This window comes from Rhodococcus huquni (assembly GCF_055231055.1).
The window spans coordinates 75,507-91,138 of sequence record NZ_JBUYWE010000005.1; the positions used below are offsets into that span (position 1 = coordinate 75,507).

At 64.7% G+C, this 15,632-nt stretch carries 18 protein-coding genes; 10 read left to right on the forward strand and 8 right to left on the reverse strand.

From position 1 onward, the window contains the following. Positions 1-33 precede the first annotated feature (33 nt). The 4 genes from ACZI8R_RS11530 to ACZI8R_RS11545 all read left to right on the forward strand — a co-directional run bounded on the left by ACZI8R_RS11530 (position 34) and on the right by ACZI8R_RS11545 (position 3,537). Complete coding sequence (locus ACZI8R_RS11530; RefSeq protein WP_463379754.1) at positions 34-684, forward strand: TetR/AcrR family transcriptional regulator; 651 nt, start codon at positions 34-36, stop codon at positions 682-684. Next, positions 681-1,829, forward strand: a complete 1,149-nt coding sequence (locus ACZI8R_RS11535; protein WP_463379755.1) for an acetyl-CoA C-acetyltransferase — start codon at positions 681-683, stop codon at positions 1,827-1,829. The genes ACZI8R_RS11530 and ACZI8R_RS11535 overlap by 4 nt, the downstream gene beginning before the upstream one ends. A 160-nt stretch (positions 1,830-1,989) precedes the next feature. Beyond that, a complete protein-coding gene (locus tag ACZI8R_RS11540) occupies positions 1,990-3,216 on the forward strand; it encodes a glycosyltransferase family 87 protein (protein ID WP_463379969.1) in 1,227 nt (408 codons plus the stop codon). Positions 3,217-3,255: 39 nt separating this feature from the next. Next, on the forward strand, positions 3,256-3,537 hold the full coding sequence (locus tag ACZI8R_RS11545; RefSeq protein ID WP_463379756.1) for a DUF2277 domain-containing protein: 282 nt from the start codon (positions 3,256-3,258) through the stop codon (positions 3,535-3,537). Positions 3,538-3,610: 73 nt separating this feature from the next. Here the strand turns inward: ACZI8R_RS11545 and ipdC are convergent, their stop codons facing one another. Genes ipdC through echA20 form a run of 4 tightly spaced genes read right to left on the reverse strand, consistent with a single transcriptional unit; the run spans position 3,611 to position 7,106 of the window. Continuing rightward, positions 3,611-4,675: a (3aS,4S,5R,7aS)-5-hydroxy-7a-methyl-1-oxo-octahydro-1H-indene-4-carboxyl-CoA dehydrogenase gene (gene ipdC / locus ACZI8R_RS11550; RefSeq protein ID WP_463379757.1), complete on the reverse strand. Its 1,065-nt coding sequence runs from the start codon at positions 4,673-4,675 to the stop codon at positions 3,611-3,613. Then, positions 4,672-5,433 (reverse strand): cholesterol ring-cleaving hydrolase subunit IpdB, encoded by a 762-nt coding sequence (ipdB, locus tag ACZI8R_RS11555; protein ID WP_463379758.1) that lies wholly within the window; start codon positions 5,431-5,433, stop codon positions 4,672-4,674. The genes ipdC and ipdB overlap by 4 nt, the downstream gene beginning before the upstream one ends. Further along, entirely contained in the window at positions 5,430-6,323 is an 894-nt protein-coding gene (ipdA, locus tag ACZI8R_RS11560; protein ID WP_463379759.1) for a cholesterol ring-cleaving hydrolase subunit IpdA, read from the reverse strand. The genes ipdB and ipdA overlap by 4 nt, the downstream gene beginning before the upstream one ends. A 6-nt stretch (positions 6,324-6,329) precedes the next feature. Continuing rightward, positions 6,330-7,106: a (7aS)-7a-methyl-1,5-dioxo-2,3,5,6,7,7a-hexahydro-1H-indene-carboxyl-CoA hydrolase gene (gene echA20, locus ACZI8R_RS11565; RefSeq protein ID WP_463379760.1), complete on the reverse strand. Its 777-nt coding sequence runs from the start codon at positions 7,104-7,106 to the stop codon at positions 6,330-6,332. Between the two features lie 114 nt (positions 7,107-7,220). Here echA20 and ACZI8R_RS11570 point away from each other — a divergent pair, with 114 nt between their 5' ends. From ACZI8R_RS11570 to ACZI8R_RS11595, 6 genes are all read left to right on the forward strand, one after another. Continuing rightward, positions 7,221-8,009, forward strand: a complete 789-nt coding sequence (locus ACZI8R_RS11570; RefSeq protein WP_463379761.1) for an SDR family oxidoreductase — start codon at positions 7,221-7,223, stop codon at positions 8,007-8,009. After that, the gene (locus tag ACZI8R_RS11575; RefSeq protein ID WP_463379762.1) at positions 8,006-8,920 is read left to right on the forward strand and encodes an SDR family oxidoreductase; all 915 of its coding nucleotides are present in this window, start codon (positions 8,006-8,008) and stop codon (positions 8,918-8,920) included. The genes ACZI8R_RS11570 and ACZI8R_RS11575 overlap by 4 nt, the downstream gene beginning before the upstream one ends. A gap of 72 nt (positions 8,921-8,992) precedes the next feature. Beyond that, positions 8,993-9,865 carry an LLM class F420-dependent oxidoreductase gene (locus ACZI8R_RS11580; protein WP_463379763.1) on the forward strand — a complete coding sequence of 291 codons (873 nt, stop codon included), beginning with the start codon at positions 8,993-8,995 and terminating at the stop codon, positions 9,863-9,865. A 43-nt stretch (positions 9,866-9,908) separates the two neighbouring features. Then, positions 9,909-11,138: a glycosyltransferase family 4 protein gene (locus ACZI8R_RS11585; RefSeq protein ID WP_463379764.1), complete on the forward strand. Its 1,230-nt coding sequence runs from the start codon at positions 9,909-9,911 to the stop codon at positions 11,136-11,138. A 30-nt stretch (positions 11,139-11,168) separates the two neighbouring features. After that, positions 11,169-11,900, forward strand: coding sequence for a class I SAM-dependent methyltransferase (locus ACZI8R_RS11590; RefSeq protein ID WP_463379765.1), 732 nt, complete (start codon positions 11,169-11,171; stop codon positions 11,898-11,900). Further along, positions 11,887-12,978: a glucosidase family protein gene (locus tag ACZI8R_RS11595; protein WP_463379766.1), complete on the forward strand. Its 1,092-nt coding sequence runs from the start codon at positions 11,887-11,889 to the stop codon at positions 12,976-12,978. The genes ACZI8R_RS11590 and ACZI8R_RS11595 overlap by 14 nt, the downstream gene beginning before the upstream one ends. Here ACZI8R_RS11595 and ACZI8R_RS11600 read toward each other — a convergent pair. The 4 genes from ACZI8R_RS11600 to ACZI8R_RS11615 are packed head-to-tail and all read right to left on the reverse strand — an operon-like array spanning position 12,954 to position 15,608. After that, on the reverse strand, positions 12,954-13,556 hold the full coding sequence (locus ACZI8R_RS11600) for a class I SAM-dependent methyltransferase (RefSeq protein WP_463379970.1): 603 nt from the start codon (positions 13,554-13,556) through the stop codon (positions 12,954-12,956). The two genes, ACZI8R_RS11595 and ACZI8R_RS11600, sit on opposite strands and share 25 nt — an antisense overlap. 50 nt (positions 13,557-13,606) lie before the next feature. Further along, positions 13,607-13,987, reverse strand: a complete 381-nt coding sequence (locus ACZI8R_RS11605; protein ID WP_463379767.1) for a carboxymuconolactone decarboxylase family protein — start codon at positions 13,985-13,987, stop codon at positions 13,607-13,609. Next, entirely contained in the window at positions 13,984-14,859 is an 876-nt protein-coding gene (locus tag ACZI8R_RS11610; RefSeq protein WP_463379768.1) for an NAD(P)-dependent oxidoreductase, read from the reverse strand. Before ACZI8R_RS11610 ends, ACZI8R_RS11605 begins: the two co-directional genes overlap by 4 nt. Further along, the gene (locus ACZI8R_RS11615; protein ID WP_463379769.1) at positions 14,856-15,608 is read right to left on the reverse strand and encodes an SDR family oxidoreductase; all 753 of its coding nucleotides are present in this window, start codon (positions 15,606-15,608) and stop codon (positions 14,856-14,858) included. Before ACZI8R_RS11615 ends, ACZI8R_RS11610 begins: the two co-directional genes overlap by 4 nt. Between the last annotated feature and the right edge of the window lie 24 nt (positions 15,609-15,632).

Sequence of the window (15,632 nt, forward strand, 5' to 3'; positions counted from 1 at the left end):
GCCAAACAAGCGCTTGGTTGATAGGATTTTCTCATGAACCCACCCAAGGGAACCGACGAAGCTTCCGCGAAATCCGGTCGCAGGGCCGAGCTTCTCCAGCTCGCCGCCGGGCTGTTCGCGGAGCGGGGGCTGCGCGCCACCACCGTCCGCGACATCGCCGATGCTGCCGGAATTCTCTCGGGCAGCCTCTACCACCACTTCGATTCCAAGGAATCGATGGTCGACGAGATCCTCCGCAGCTTTCTCGACGAGCTTTTCGGACGCTACCGGGAAATCGTTGCCGCCGGTCTCGACAGCAGGACCACCCTCGAAGCCCTGGTGACCACATCGTACGAGTCGATCGACGCCTCGCATTCCGCGGTCGCGATCTACCAGGACGAGGCGAAGCACCTGTTCGCCAACGAGCGGTTCGCCTACCTGTCGGAACTCAACACCGAATTCCGGGGCCTCTGGATCGGCGTTCTGGAAGCCGGTGTGAAGGACGGCAGCTTCCGGCCGGATATCGACGTCGAACTTACCTACAGATTCATGCGCGACACCGTCTGGGTTGCCGTTCGTTGGTATCGCCCCGGCGGCTCGCTCACCGCGGACACTGTCGCAAAGCAATATCTCGCCATAGTGCTGGACGGGCTCACCGAACCGGCGGCACGGAACCCCACCACACGGAAGCTGGAGAAGTCATGACCGAGGCATACATCGTCGATGCGATTCGCACGCCGATCGGAAAGAAGAAGGGTGGCCTGTCCGAGGCTCACCCCGCAGATTTGGGTGCGCACGTGATCAAGGCGATCGTCGAGCGCACGGGTGTCGACCCGTCCGAGGTCGACGACGTCATCTTCGGTTGCGTCGACGCGATCGGCGGTCAGGCCGGCAACATCGCACGGACGGCATGGCTCGCCGCCGGCTACCCGGAAGCTGTTCCCGGTGTGACGGTCGATCGTCAGTGCGGCAGCAGCCAGCAGGCGATCCACTTCGGTGCTCAGGCCATCCTGAGCGGCACCGCCGACCTGATCGTGGCGGGCGGGGTGCAGAACATGACCCGCATTCCCATCTCCGCGGCGATGATCGTCGGCAAGGAATACGGGTTCGATACCCCGACGAGCGGGTCGAAGGGCTGGGAAGAGCGGTACGGCGACCAGGAGGTGTCGCAATTCCGCGGTGCCGAACTGATCGCGGACAAGTGGGACCTCAGCCGCGAGGACCTCGAGAAGTGGGCTCTGCAGAGTCACGAGCGGGCGAAGGCGGCAATCGCTGCCGGTCGTTTCGAGCGGGAGATCGTGCCGTTCGGTGAGATCACCACCGACGAGGGGCCGCGCGAGACGAGCCTCGAGAAGATGGCGTCCCTCGATGTGCTGGTGGAAGGCGGACGCCTCACTGCCGCCGTCGCGAGCCAGATCTCCGATGGTGCGAGTGCCCTGCTCCTCGCGTCCGGCGAGGCCGTGGAGAAGTTCGGACTGACTCCGCGGGCGCGTATTCACCACGTCAGTGCACGCGGCGACGATCCCATCTTCATGCTCAGTGCGCCCATCCCGGCCACCAAGCACGCCCTCGAGAAGACCGGCCTGACGATCGACGACATCGATCTGATCGAGATCAACGAGGCCTTCGCCCCCGTCGTCCTCGCGTGGATCAAGGAACTCGGCGCCGACCCGGCGAAGGTCAACGTCAACGGTGGTGCGATCGCGCTCGGCCATCCGCTCGGTGCGACGGGAACCAAGCTCATGGCAACGCTCGTCAACGAACTCGATCGGATCGAGGGTCGCTACGGCCTGCAGGTGATCTGCGAAGGCGGCGGCACCGCCAACGTCACCATCATCGAACGCGTCTGACCTGCATTTCCCACCCCCACCCCCGACCAATGTCACACCGGTTCAGCTCACGCGAACCGGTGTGACATTCGTCAGGGGAAAGTTGCTCTCTGTCACGATCCGGTCACGAGGCCGCTAGGGTGGGGCGTTGACCCGTAGCCGATCCCGAAAGAACGAACTCTTGTTGCAGATTCGATCGAAGGCCGAAGCTCACCCGGTTGCTACCGCGTTGATCGCGGTCGGAACGATCATTTCGCTGTTCATGATCGTCGTCTACGTGGTCGAGGCCGCGACGGGTTATCTGATGGATCTGTCGGTGTTCCGGGACGCGGGCGGGGCCTTCCTGCACGGGATGCCGCTGTATTCGAACGACTTCCCGAGTACGTCCGGTTTCCGGTTCATCTACGCACCGTTTGCAGCGATTCTGTTCGCACCGATGGCCGACGTGAACCAGACGGCTCTGCAGGTCATGTGGTGTGCGATGAACCTCGTGCTCGTGTGGTGGACGCTCAAGATGGTGTTCGCCAAGCTGGACTTCCAGCGTTCGTCGATGGTCGCGCTTGCCGTCCTCGGTCCGGTTCTTCTTCTTGAGCCGATGCGCTCCAACTTCGCATTCGGCCAGGTCAACATCATTCTCATGGCGCTCGTCGTCGCGGACCTGACTGGCGTCATTCCGCGTCGGTTCCGCGGCATCGCCATCGGCCTTGCCGCCGCTGTCAAGATCACGCCCGGGGCGTTCTTGCTGGTCCTCCTCGTGCGTCGGGACTTCCGTTCCATCGGACGTTCACTCGGTGCGGTGCTTGCAACGATGCTGCTCGGATTCTGGGTTCTGCCCGACTCGTCCAAGTGGTTCTGGACCGCGGAGTTCTTCTCCACCGGTCGCGCAGGCCCGCCCGGGTTCTTCCGGAACCAGGCGATCACCGGTCTCCTGGCACGGCTCGGCGCCGACGGCATGCTCAAGAGTGTTCTGTGGGGGCTCGCCGTCGTGATCGTGGTCGCCGCGACCGCGTGGGCGGCCTACCGCTTCTCGAGGGCAGGCGAGCATGTCGTGGCGCTCGGGATCGTTGCGCTGGGCTCGCTGCTCGCCGCACCGATCGCCGTCACTCACCACTGGACGTACAGCGTCCTGCTGATTCCGCTGTTGCTGGCCCCTCAGTACCGCAGTTGGCGTCCACTCATCGGCGTTGCGACCGTGATATGGCTGATCGGACCGAACTTCGTGCTGAACACCGAGACGTCGGGTTGGGTCGAGGGCGCGGTCGTCGAACTCGTGGGCAGCTCTCAGTGCATTGTTGCAATGGTGTTGATGGTGGCGGCGGTCGTCGCTGCCAAGTCGCGTAAGCTCTCGAACGAGACGCCGTCCGTGCAGACGTCGCGCGAGGACGAACTCGAACCTGCACGCTCCTGACATGTGACGACCGACACAGATCGGCGCTATCGTCGAGTCATGTGCAGAAACATCACCGAACTGCGCGGACTCGAGCCGGCCGCAACCTCCGAGGAGATCGAGGCGGCAGCGCGACAGTACGTACGCAAAGTGAGTGGAATCCAGAAGCTGTCCGACGCGAACCGTGAGCCGTTCGAAAAGGCTGTTGCGGCGGTTACCGTGGCGACCACCGAACTGCTGACTGCCGTGCCGCATCGACGGCAGCCACCGAAGACGGTTCCGCCGCTACGCAGACCCGAGGTTCAGGCCCGGATCGCAGCCAAAGCTGCGGCTGCAAACTGACGCACCCCCCGACGAATGTCACACCGGTTCGCGTGAGCTGAACCGGTGTGACATTCGTCGAAAGGGGGGGGTGTCAGGTGCGGAGAGCAGACACCGCGTCGATGCGCTTCACGGCATCGGCGACTATGCCGTCGATGAGTTCCTGGCACGACGGCAGATCGTCGAGCATGCCCACGACCTGCCCGGACGCGAGGACGCCGGCGTGAGTGTTGCCCTCGACCAGTCCGGCCTTCAGGAGCATGGGTGTGTTGGCGGCCATGATGATCTGCTGCCAGGTTCGGTCGCCGGACTTCTTCATCGCCAGCCCGTCCTTGGCGAGGGACGACCACTTCATGCCCGTCATCGACTTGAACTTCGATGCGTTCTTGGCTGCTGCGACGAGACCGCGCACGTTGCCCGAGTGCTCGAGGCTGTTCACGAGTTCGGTGTTCAGAACCCGGTGCGGCATACCGTCGACCTTGCGGGAGACGGTGGTGTCCTGCAGACCGCGTGAGAGGTACTGCTGCTTCACCGAGTCGGGAACCGCGCTGTCGCTGGTGAGCAGGAATCGCGTGCCCATCGCGACGCCTGCTGCGCCGTAGGACAGGGCAGCGGCGAGACCGCGGCCGTCGAAGAAGCCACCCGCCGCGATGACCGGGATGTCGACTGCGTCGAGCACCGACGGCAACAGCAGCGTCGTCGCGACAGGGCCGGTGTGGCCGCCGCCCTCGCCGCCCTGCACGATCACGGCGTCCGCACCCCAGGATGCGACCTTGACCGCGTGCTTGGCAGCGCCGATCGACGGCACGACCACGACGCCGTTGTCCTTGAGCTTCGCGATCAGTTCCTTCTTGGGTGCCAATGCAAATGAGGCGACTCTGACCTTCTCGCGGATCAGCAGATCGATGCGCTGCGGTGCATCGGTGGCGTCCGCGCGCATGTTCACGCCGAACGGCTTGTCGGTGAGCGTCTTCGTCTTCGCGATGGCCGCCTCGAGTTCGTCGTACGTCATCGTGGCGGAAGCGAGAATGCCGAGACCGCCCGCGTTGGCGGTTGCCGCGGTCAGTCGGGGGCCCGATACCCACCCCATGCCGGTTTGAACCACCGGATGCTCGACGCCCACCAACTCGGTGAGCGGCGTCTTCAGGTGTGCGGTCACACCGTCACCTCGCGGTCGCGGAGGCTGCGCGGGTCGAGAACCTCGCGGATGATGCTCAGTTCTTCGTCGGTCGGTTCGCGGGTGACGCCCGCGTCGGCGAGTCCGGCAACCTCGAACGACGTGTTCTCCGCGACCTCGTCGGTGGTGACGCCGGGATGCAGGGTGAGTGCGCGCAGCGTGTGGTCCGGTCCGCCGAAATCGAAGACTCCGAGGTTGGTGACCACCCGCGGCAGGTCGAGGAAGCGGTAGGCCGGGTTGTCCGGATCGACCTGGTCGTAGCCGACACCGGAGACCACATCGACCTTGTCGCAGAACACCCGAGACGAGTGCTTGCCGACCCAGTAACTGGTGGGGTGGTTGATGGTGTTGCCAGGTGCGCCGCGCACACCGAACATCTGGCGAGTGGGCTGCTGCAGCGGACCGAACGCGGAAAGGTTCTGGTTTCCGTGACGATCGATCTGATTCGCGCCCATGACGACGTGGCGACGGCCGGAAGCGACGACGTCGAAGACCTTGCGGAACGGCATCCAGCCCTCGATGTCGGCCTTCGCTCCGACGGCGGGAGTGTCAGCGAAGATCAGGGCTTCACCGTCGGTGATGAGCAGATCGGGTTCGGTGGTCAGGCGTGCCAGGCGAGCGCCGATGAGCGGCACCGTTGCCATTGGACTGGCCATGATTTCACCTGCACCGGAGAAGATTTCGGCGCACGCGATCACGCAGTACTCCGCGCGAGTGACGGCGGTGGTGGTTTCGCTCATGACTGGTTCTCCTGTCCGAACTTCTTCACGGCAGCCTGGTAGTCGTCCTCGCTGCCGGAGAGGTAGGTGTCCACGAACTTCTGCCAGGACTCGGGGTCCTTCGCCGATTCGGCGTAGTGGCGCTGGAACGTCTCGTCGCGGCCGTAGCTGTCGCCGGCGAGCGTGAAGTGCGCGCCGTTCGGTGCCTCGACGACCCCGTCGACCATCATGCGGTTGAGGATGAGATTGGGCAGCGGCACGGTCTTGACGAGCTCTTCCGTTTCCACGACTCGCTCGACGGAGACGTAGCGCTTTTCGGCTGCGGCGCAATACAGGTCGTCGAAGTACGGGTCGACACCGGTGTAGGCGGCGTTGCCGTGCTTGTCGCCGATGTTCAGATGAACCAGTGCCGCATCGAGATTCAGGGCCGGCATCGCAATCAGCGTCTCGGTCCGGCCGTCGGCGTTCGGGTAGGGGGAGTCGACGGTCTTCAATTCGTCACCCCAGAACGTGCGGACATCCGAACCGAGACCGGCGCGGATCGGAAGGAACGGCAGGCGTGCTCCGGCGGCCTCGAGGCCGCACTTGATCATGCCCTCGTCCATCTCGCGGGCTTCGATCTCGCCGCCGGTGCGAGCCTTGGCGAACCAGGGGTCGTAGAAGGGCTTCGAGTCCAGAGAAACGAAGCCGTAGTACGCCTTCTTCACCTTGCCTGCCGAGCAGAGCAAGCCGAGGTCGGGCCCGCCGTACGTCACTACGGTGAGATCCTTGATGTCGGAGCGCAGGATCGCGCGGATCAGTGCCATCGGCTTACGGCGCGATCCCCAGCCGCCGATGCCGATGGTCATTCCGCTGCGGAGCTCGCCGACCACGTCGTCGAGCGACATCCTCTTGTCACGCTTGCCGGCCATGTGGAGTCAGCCTTCTTTCTGGGTCGAATTGGTGCGGGTCTTACCGGTTTCGACGAATTCGTCGCGATGCTCGTCGGAGACGCCGGAGAGATTGAGCTCGAACGTGTACCCCTGTTCGAGGCGGTAGCTCGTCTTGACGTCGACGGGGTCGATGCCGTTGATGGCTTCTTTGGCGCAGCGGATGATGCGAGTGTCCTTCGCGGCGATCTTGGACGCGATGTCGCGCGCCGTGTCGTCGAGCTTGTCCCGGGCCACCACGTCGTACACGGAGCCGAAGTGTTGCAGCTGCTGTGCCGTCACGTTCTGGGCGGTGTAATAGAGGGTGCGCATCATGTGTTGCGGGACGAGTCGAGCGAGATGTGTTGCGGCGCCGAGCGCTCCGCGATCCACCTCGGGGAGGCCGAAGACTGCGTCGTCGGAAGCGACGATGACGTCGGCATTGCCGACGAGCCCGATTCCGCCACCGACGCAGAATCCGTTGACGGCGACGACGACCGGGACAGCGCAGTCGTACACGGCGGCGAAGGCGGCAGCGCATCCGCGGTTGGCGGCGACGAGTGCGCCGTACCCCTCGGTGGCCTGCATCTCCTTGATGTCGACGCCGGCGTTGAAGCCCCGACCCTCGGCTCGCAGGATCACGACATGCGTGCTCTGGTCCCTGCCTGCGTCGAGGATCGCGTCGGCCAGTTCGAACCAGCCCTTGGAGGGGATGGCATTCACGGGCGGGTAGTCCACGGTGACCGTGGTGATGCCGGCCCCGTCGGTGTTGGAGGTGATGCCCATGGCACGTTCCTAACGTCTGTTGACCAAACCAAGCGATTGCTTGGTAAGTTAGCACATGTGTCATTCCGAAGCTCTCGGCTCGGACTGCGCTGACGTCCACACGCGGAGGTATCGGTGAAAACAGGTCTTGACGGCGCAATCGTGCTGGTCACAGGAGGTGTGCGCGGGGTGGGTGCCGGAATAAGCCGGGCCTTCCTGCAGGCGGGCGCCACCGTGGTGACCTGCGCTCGCCGTGCAGCGGATGAGCCGGTCGAGGCGGTGGACCCCGACGGAGACACGGTCGGAATCGAGTTCGCGGCATGCGACGTGCGTGATCCGGAGCAGGTCAGGACCATGATCGCGGGGATCGTCGAGAGACACGGTCGACTCGACGTGCTGGTGAACAACGCCGGCGGTTCGCCGTTCGCGCTCGCTGCCGACGCGAGTCCCAAGTTCCATTCGAAGATCGTCGAACTGAACCTTTTGTCGCCGCTGCTGGTCTCCCAGGCCGCGAACGAGGTCATGCAGACCCAGGACAGTGGCGGCGCCATCGTGAACATCTCGAGCGTGAGCGGTTCGCGGCCCTCCCCAGGGACCGCCGCGTACGGCGCCGCGAAGGCAGGCGTGGACAGCCTGACCAGTTCGCTCGCGGTCGAATGGGCGCCGAAGGTACGCGTCAACGCAGTGGTGGTCGGAATGGTGGAGACCGAACTGAGCCACCTGCACTACGGAGACGAAGCGGGTGTTGCCGCGGTGGGCGAGACGGTCCCACTCGGCCGGATGGCGCGTCCCGCGGATATCGGCAACAGTGCCGTGTTCCTTGCTTCATCGCTGGCGGAGTACGTCAGCGGATCGACACTGACCGTCCACGGCGGCGGCGAACGTCCCGCATTTCTTGCGGCATCTACGAAGGAGAACTCATGAGCGGATTGGTGGACGGGCGCGTCGTCATCGTGACGGGCGCCGGACGTGGCATCGGACGTGCGCACGCACTGGCTTTCGCGGCCGAAGGCGCGAAGGTCGTGGTGAACGACATCGGAGCAGGAATCGATGGCGGCAACACGGGGGAGAGTCCCGCCGAGCAGGTCGTCGCAGAGATCAAGGAAGCCGGCGGCGAGGCAGTCGTCAACGGCGACGACGTGGCGGACTGGGCCGGGGCCGAGAACCTGGTCAAGAGCGCCATCGACGAGTTCGGACGGTTGGACGTGCTGGTGAACAACGCCGGTTTCCTCCGTGACCGGATGCTCGTCGGGATGAGCGAGCAGGAATGGGATGCGGTGACCCGCGTGCATCTCAAGGGGCACTTCGCTCCGCTGCGTCATGCTGCTGCCTACTGGCGAGCGGAGTCCAAGGCCGGGCGCCCGGTGGACGCGCGCATCATCAACACCAGTTCGGGTGCGGGACTGCAGGGTTCGATCGGCCAGGGAAACTACGCGGCGGCCAAAGCCGGAATTGCCGAGCTGACCATCCAGGCCGCCGCCGAAATGAAGAACTACGGGATCCGCGTCAACGCGATCGCGCCCGCGGCGCGCACCCGCATGACGGTAGGTGCCGGCGGCGCGATGGCGGAGGCCATGGCTGCGCCCGAGGAGGGTTTCGACGCGATGGCGCCCGAGAACATCTCCCCGCTCGTCGTGTGGTTGGCCAGCGCCGAATCGGCGGACGTCACCGGCCGGGTGTTCGAGGTCGAGGGCGGCAAGATCACCGTGGCCGAGGGCTGGCGCCACGGTCCGTCTCAGGACAAGGGCGACCGTTGGAAGCCTGACGAGATCGGACCCGTGGTCGCCGATCTGCTGGCGAAGGCCGAGACGCCGACACCGGTCTACGGGGCCTGACGCAACATCCGGGCCGCTTGCCGGACAGGCGTCCGACGCGAATGTCCACATGAATCGACGCGAGGAGAAGTCATGAAGTTCGGTGTCACCCTGTTCACGAGCGACCGAGGGATCAGTCCGAATGCCGCGGCGCGTGGTGCGGAAGCCAACGGCTTCGACACGTTCTACGTGCCGGAGCACACCCACATTCCGGTCAAACGAGATGCGGCACATCCGCAGACCGGCGACAGCTCGTTGCCGGACGATCGGTACATGCGCACTCTCGATCCGTGGGTGACGCTCGGCTCGATCGCCGCGGTGACGGATCGCATCCAGCTGGGTACCGCTGTCGCGCTGCCCGTCGAGCATGATCCGATCACCCTGGCGAAGACGATCGCATCGCTCGACCATCTCAGTGGTGGCCGGGTGGTCCTCGGCGTCGGCTACGGATGGAATATCGACGAGCTCACCGACCACAATGTGCCCGCGGGCCGGCGTCGCACGATGCTCCGTGAATACCTCGAGGCGATGCGCGCGCTGTGGACCGACGAAGAGGCGTCCTACGACGGCGAGTTCGTGAAGTTCGGACCGAGCTGGGCGTGGCCGAAGCCGGTGCGGATTCCGCCGGTCCTGGTCGGCGCGGCCGGCAACGAGAAGAACTTCAATTGGATCGTCCGTTCGGCCGACGGCTGGATCACCACTCCTGTCGAGCAGGACATCGACGATCGAGTGAAGATGCTCCAGGACAAGTGGGCGGCGGCGGGTCGCGAGGGAGCGCCGCAGATCGTCGTTCTCGACGGCAAACCCGATGTCGAGAAGCTGGCGCGTTGGCGTGACCTCGGGGTCACCGAAGTTGTGCACGGAATGCCGGACAAGAGCGAGCCCGAGGTCCTCGCCTACCTGGAACGTCTCGCCGGAAAACTCGACGGTTTGCGCGAAGGTGACGCTACGGCGACCGTGCGATAGTTAGCGTGGCGTTACAGCAACTGTTCACGAGAGGTCGAATGCTGTGCGAATTGCACTGTTGTCTTACCGAAGCAAGCCGCACTGTGGTGGACAGGGTGTGTACGTACGGCACCTGAGCCGCGAGCTGGTGGCCTTGGGGCATTACGTCGAGGTGTTCTCGGGGCAGCCCTACCCCGAACTGGACCCGGGCGTCGTGCTCACCAAGGTGCCGAGCTTGGACCTGTACCGCGATCCCGACCCTTTCCGCACCCCGCATCCACGTGAGATTCGCGATCGCATAGACGTCCTCGAACTCGCCACGATGTGGACTGCGGGTTTCCCGGAACCTCGGACGTTCAGCATGCGCATGGCGCGCATCCTGCGTGGTCGCGCGGGAGATTTCGATGTCGTCCACGACAATCAGTGCCTGGGATCAGGCTTGCTGAAGATCCAGGAATCGGGACTGCCACTCGTCGCGACGATTCACCATCCGATCACCCGCGACCGTGAGCTCGATGTGGCACAGGCGCGGCGCCTTCGGCGATTCACAGTGCGTCGCTGGTACGGCTTTCTGGGAATGCAGAAGCGGGTTGCCCGCCGTATTCCGGCACTCCTGACGGTGTCCCAGTCCTCCGCCGACGACATCGTTCGCGCCTTCGGTGTCTCTGCGGACTCACTCACGACCATTCCGCTCGGGGTCGACACCGAGGTGTTCAGGCCGCGGGAAGACGCTCGGGTCCCCGGCCGCATCGTCTGCGTGGCCAGCGCGGACATGCCGCTGAAGGGTGTCTCGACGCTGCTCCAGGCGGTAGCGAAGGTTCATACGGAGCGGAACCTCGAGTTGGTCCTCGTGACGAAGCTGGTTCCGGGCGGGGTGGCCGAGAATCTGATCGAGGAGCTCGCCATCGGCGACGTGGTGCGCACCGTGAGCGGTATCGACGACGACGAGTTGGCGCGCCTCATGGCGTCGGCGGACATCGCCTGTGTCCCGTCGTTGTACGAGGGATTCTCGCTTCCTGCGGTGGAGGCGATGTCGTGCGGTACGCCGTTGGTGGCCAGTCGTGCGGGTGCGATTCCGGAGGTGGTAGGCACCGAGGAACAAGCCGCGCTGCTGGTGGAGCCGGGCAACGCGGAGCAGTTCGCGGCCGCGCTCACAGAACTTCTCGACGATCCCGATCGGCGCGCTGCACTCGGTGCGGGCGGCCGTGCGCGGGTGCTCGACCGGTACAGCTGGGCCGCAGTGGCGGCACGTACGGCACAGACGTACCGCACAGTGATCGACGAACGACAGTGATCGACGGACGAACGAAACGGGGAACCAGGCGTGCTGACAGTTGATTTCGACAGGCTCGGGGTGGCCCCGGGGGACAAGGTCATCGACATCGGTGCCGGCGCGGGTCGGCATTCGTTCGAGCTGTATCGCAGAGGCGCCGACGTGATCGCCTTCGATCAGAACGCAGAAGAGCTCGCGGACGTCGAGAAGATGTTCATCGCGATGGCCGAGGTAGGGGAGGCACCGGCGGGTGCCTCCGCGCAGGTGCAGGTGGGCGATGCCCTGAACCTGCCGTACGAGGACGCCTCCTTCGACGTCGTGCTGATCTCCGAGGTGCTCGAGCACGTTCCCGAGGACGCTCGTGCCATTGCGGAACTGACGCGGATTCTGAAGCCGGGCGGCGTTGCGGCGGTCACGGTTCCGCGGTGGTTACCCGAACGAGTTTGTTGGGCGCTGTCCGATGCGTATCACGAAGTCGAAGGGGGACACGTCCGGATCTACCGGGCGGACGAGCTGTCCGCCAAGCTGTCGGCCGCCGGTCTCACGGTGACCGGACGAGATCACGCACATGCCCTGCATTCTCCGTACTGGTGGCTCAAGTGCGCGGTGGGTGTGGACGAGAACGACAATCCGTTGACGAAGGCATATCACCAGATCTTGGTGTGGGACATGATGAAGGCGCCGTGGCTCACGCGCACCGCCGAGCGACTGCTCGATCCGGTGATCGGCAAGAGCGTCGTGTTCTACCTTCAGAAGCCGGAAATTCCCGTTGCGGTCGAGTGACATTCCCGCTGTCTCGGGTGCACTGACGGCGGAGCAGTGTCGGCAGACAGCACGCTCGATCTGCGCTGTGCAGGAAGACTCCGGCGCACTTCCTTGGTTCGCAGGCGGCCACACCGACCCGTGGGATCACGTCGAATCAGCGATGGCCCTGCTCGCCGCCGGGTACCGAGAAGAAGCCGAAGCCGCGTACCACTGGCTGCGCCGCACCCAGCGGAGCGATGGGTCGTGGCCCATGCAGTTTCGGCGCGGAGTGGTGGAGGACGACGGGGCGGACTCCAATTTCTGTGCGTATCCGGCGGTGGGGGTGTGGCACCACTACCTGATCACCGGCGATCGCGGGTTCGCGGTAGATCTGTGGCCGACCATCCGGGCGGCGCTCGACTTCGTGGTGGACATGCAGGCTCCGTCCGGCGAGGTCCATTGGGCTCGCGGTGCCGCCACCGGCGAGACGATCGCAGAGGCACTGATCACGGGCAACTCGAGCATCCATCACAGTCTGTACTGCGGTCTCCGACTCGCAGAACTCGTGGACGATCCGCAACCGGAATGGGAGTTCGCGAAGTACCTGCTCGGGCACTCGTTACGCCGGCACCCCGAGGCGTTCACAGCGAAGAACGAGTACTCGATGGACTGGTACTACCCGATTCTCGGCGGTGCCGTGCGCGGTAGCGCCGCCGCCGCGCGCATCGCCGAACGGTGGGACGACTTCGTCGTAGACGGTCTCGGAATCAGATGTGTGGATCATCGGCCGTGGGTGACGGGCGCCGAGACGTGTGAACTGGTCCTCGCATTGGACGCCTTGGGGGACACCGATCGTGCGCTGCAGCAATTCGCCGCCATGCAGCATCTCCGCGATCCGGACGGCTCCTACTGGACGGGCTTGGTGTACAGCGACGGAAAGCGTTGGCCCGTGGAGCAGACCGCCTGGACCGGCGGTGCCGTGATTCTTGCGGCCGACGCACTCTCGCGCAGCACCCCCGGCAGCGGCATCTTCCGGGATGCCGAGCTGCCGGTCGGACTACCGGTCGGCGAAGACCGGTGTGGGCAGCACTGTCAGGCGAGCGGGTCGCCGGTCTGACCTCCGGTGCGTTCCAGCACTCGGAGCGAGGCGAAGGCCGACCGCTCCTCGAACTGGCCTGAAGCGAGAGCGCGCTCGTAGATCTCGAACGGCGGCCGACCGCCGTCTGCGGGGTCCGGGAAGACATCGTGGATGAACAGTGCCCCGCCCTGCTTGACCCACGGGGCCCAACCGTCGAGGTCCGCCTCTGCGGCTGCCGAAGAGTGCCCACCGTCGATGAACACGAAATCCAATGGCGTACGCCAGAAACGCGACACCACCGCCGATTCGCCGACGATCGCAACGACGTGACTCTCGAGGTCGGCGTCGGCGAGGGTGTGGCGCAAACGACCCACCGTGTCGAGGCGGCCCGTGTGCTGATCCACGAAGGTCGGGTCGTGATACTCCCACCCGGGTTGGTGCTCTTCCGAGCCGTGATGGTGATCGAGGGTGACGACGGTGGCCCCGGCGCGACGAGCCACGTCACCGAGATAGATCGTCGAACGTCCGCAGTACGTGCCGATCTCGACTCCCACCCCGCCTTCGCCGAGATACTGCTCCGCTGCCTGATACAGGGCGCCGCCCTCGTCGTCCGGCATGAAGCCCGGTGTGGCGTGGACGAGATCGAGCAGCTCTGTGGTCAGCACGGTTACGACGTCTCCGATTTCTCAGCGGCCTTCTTACGCTGATGCAGTACTTTCCCCACGGTCGAGTCCAGCTTGGTGCCCAGCGGCCACCCGACATAATGGCAGAGGAACAACGCGATTTCCTTCAACTGGTCCTCGTCCAGTTCGTCGTTGTGCAGGGCGGCACCGATCTGAATCTCCGCGACGTCCACCAGACCCTGCGCGGTGAGAGCCCCGAGCAGCAGGAGTCGCCGGTCACGAATACTCAAACCTGGCCTCGACCAGATATCGGCGAACAGATGATCTGCGGTGACCGCGAAGTGCGCACCGGGACCGTCCTTCATCTCGAAGCCGTAGACCTCCGTCATCATCTCGAGTCCGCGTGCGCGCACGTCGTCGGTCATGAGTTCTCCTCTGTGACAGGTGTTCCGATGCCCAGTCCAGGACCGAGCCCGATCGACGCCAGCTTCGCGAGTGGCAGATCGACGTCGAAGCGCTCGCCGAGCGCCAAGGCCAGGACGAGGTCCTTCTCGCCCAGCGCACGGACGTGATCGAAGATCGGATACCAATTGTCGTCTTCGGTCAGTGGGGCAGTGGTGTCCCGCAACATGATCGCACCGGCGCCACCGGTGATGGCATCGGTGTGGCGCACCACCTTGCCGAGGTCGACGAGGTCGATACCTGCCGCCTCCGCGAGTCGCCCGGCTTCGGCTGCAGCAGTGAAGGACACGAAGTGCAGCAGGTTCCGCGCCAACTTCATTCTGGTACCGGCGCCGACCGGCCCGGCATGAACGACCAACTCGGCCCAGTAGCCGAACGGTTCACGGACCTTCTCGAACGCCGACTCGGTGGCCCCGACCATCACGGCCAACTTGCCCTGCTTGGCGCCGGGAGCGCCTCCGCTCACAGGAGCGTCGACGAGTTCGACGCCGTGTTCGCGGCACTGCTCCGAAAGTTCGATCGCGGTGATGTCACTGATCGTGGAATGAATTGCGACGACCAGTCCTTCCCGCGCCCCGGCGAGAATGCCGTCGGCGCCGGTCACGACCTCGCGCACCTGCTCGTCGTTCAGAACCGTGACCGAGACGACCGAGGAATTCTCCGCCACCTCCCGTGGACTCGACATGAGCTTCGCGCCTTTGGCGACGAACTTCTCGGCAGCATCCGCGCGAGTGTCGTTGACGACGAGTCCACCGGGCCAGTCCAGGAGACGCTTGGCCATCGGCGCCCCCATGTTGCCCAAGCCGATATAGCCGACCGCTGCACCGGAAGTCATGATCGGAAGATCTGTCCGCCGTCGACGTTGACGATCTGACCGGTGACCCAACTCGCGTCGTCGGACAGCAGGAACAGGCAGGCGCCGACCAGGTCGTCGGGCGTGCCCATTCTCTTGAGCGGCAAGGTCTTCACCATGTCGGCGACCATGTTTCCTGGTGTCACCGTGCGGGTGGCCTCGGTGTCGATAGGGCCGGGAGCAATGGCGTTCACACGAATGTTCATGCCGCCGATTTCGTGTGCGAGTTGTTGAGTGAGGCCGTTGACGCCCACCTTGGCCAACCCGTAGAAGCCCGAATACAGCCAGGCCGCTGTGGACGACTGATTGACGATGGAGCCGCCACCGTTCTCGTTCATGTTCGGCCACACCGCGCGCGTCACGTTGAGCGCGCCGTCGAAATTCACGCTCATGAACTTCTTGTAGTAGTCCCACGGAACCGTGATCAGCAGGTCCAACTTCATGTCGCCGTAGATCGCCGCGTTGTTCACGAGATGATCGATACGGCCGAACTTCTCGACCGTGAATTCGGCAAGGTCCTTGGCCGACTGTTCGTCGGAGACATCGACATCCTTGAATGCTGCGCTGCCACCGTCTGCGGTGATCTGCTTCGCCACCGACTCGCCGAGTTCGGCGTTCAGGTCTGCGACCACGACATCGGCTCCCTCGGAAGCCAATGCCTTGGCGTAGATCTCGCCGATGCCCTGCGCCGCACCGGTGACGATTGCGGTCTTACCTTCGAAACGTCCCATTGAATTCTCCTGTGTCCGACGAGT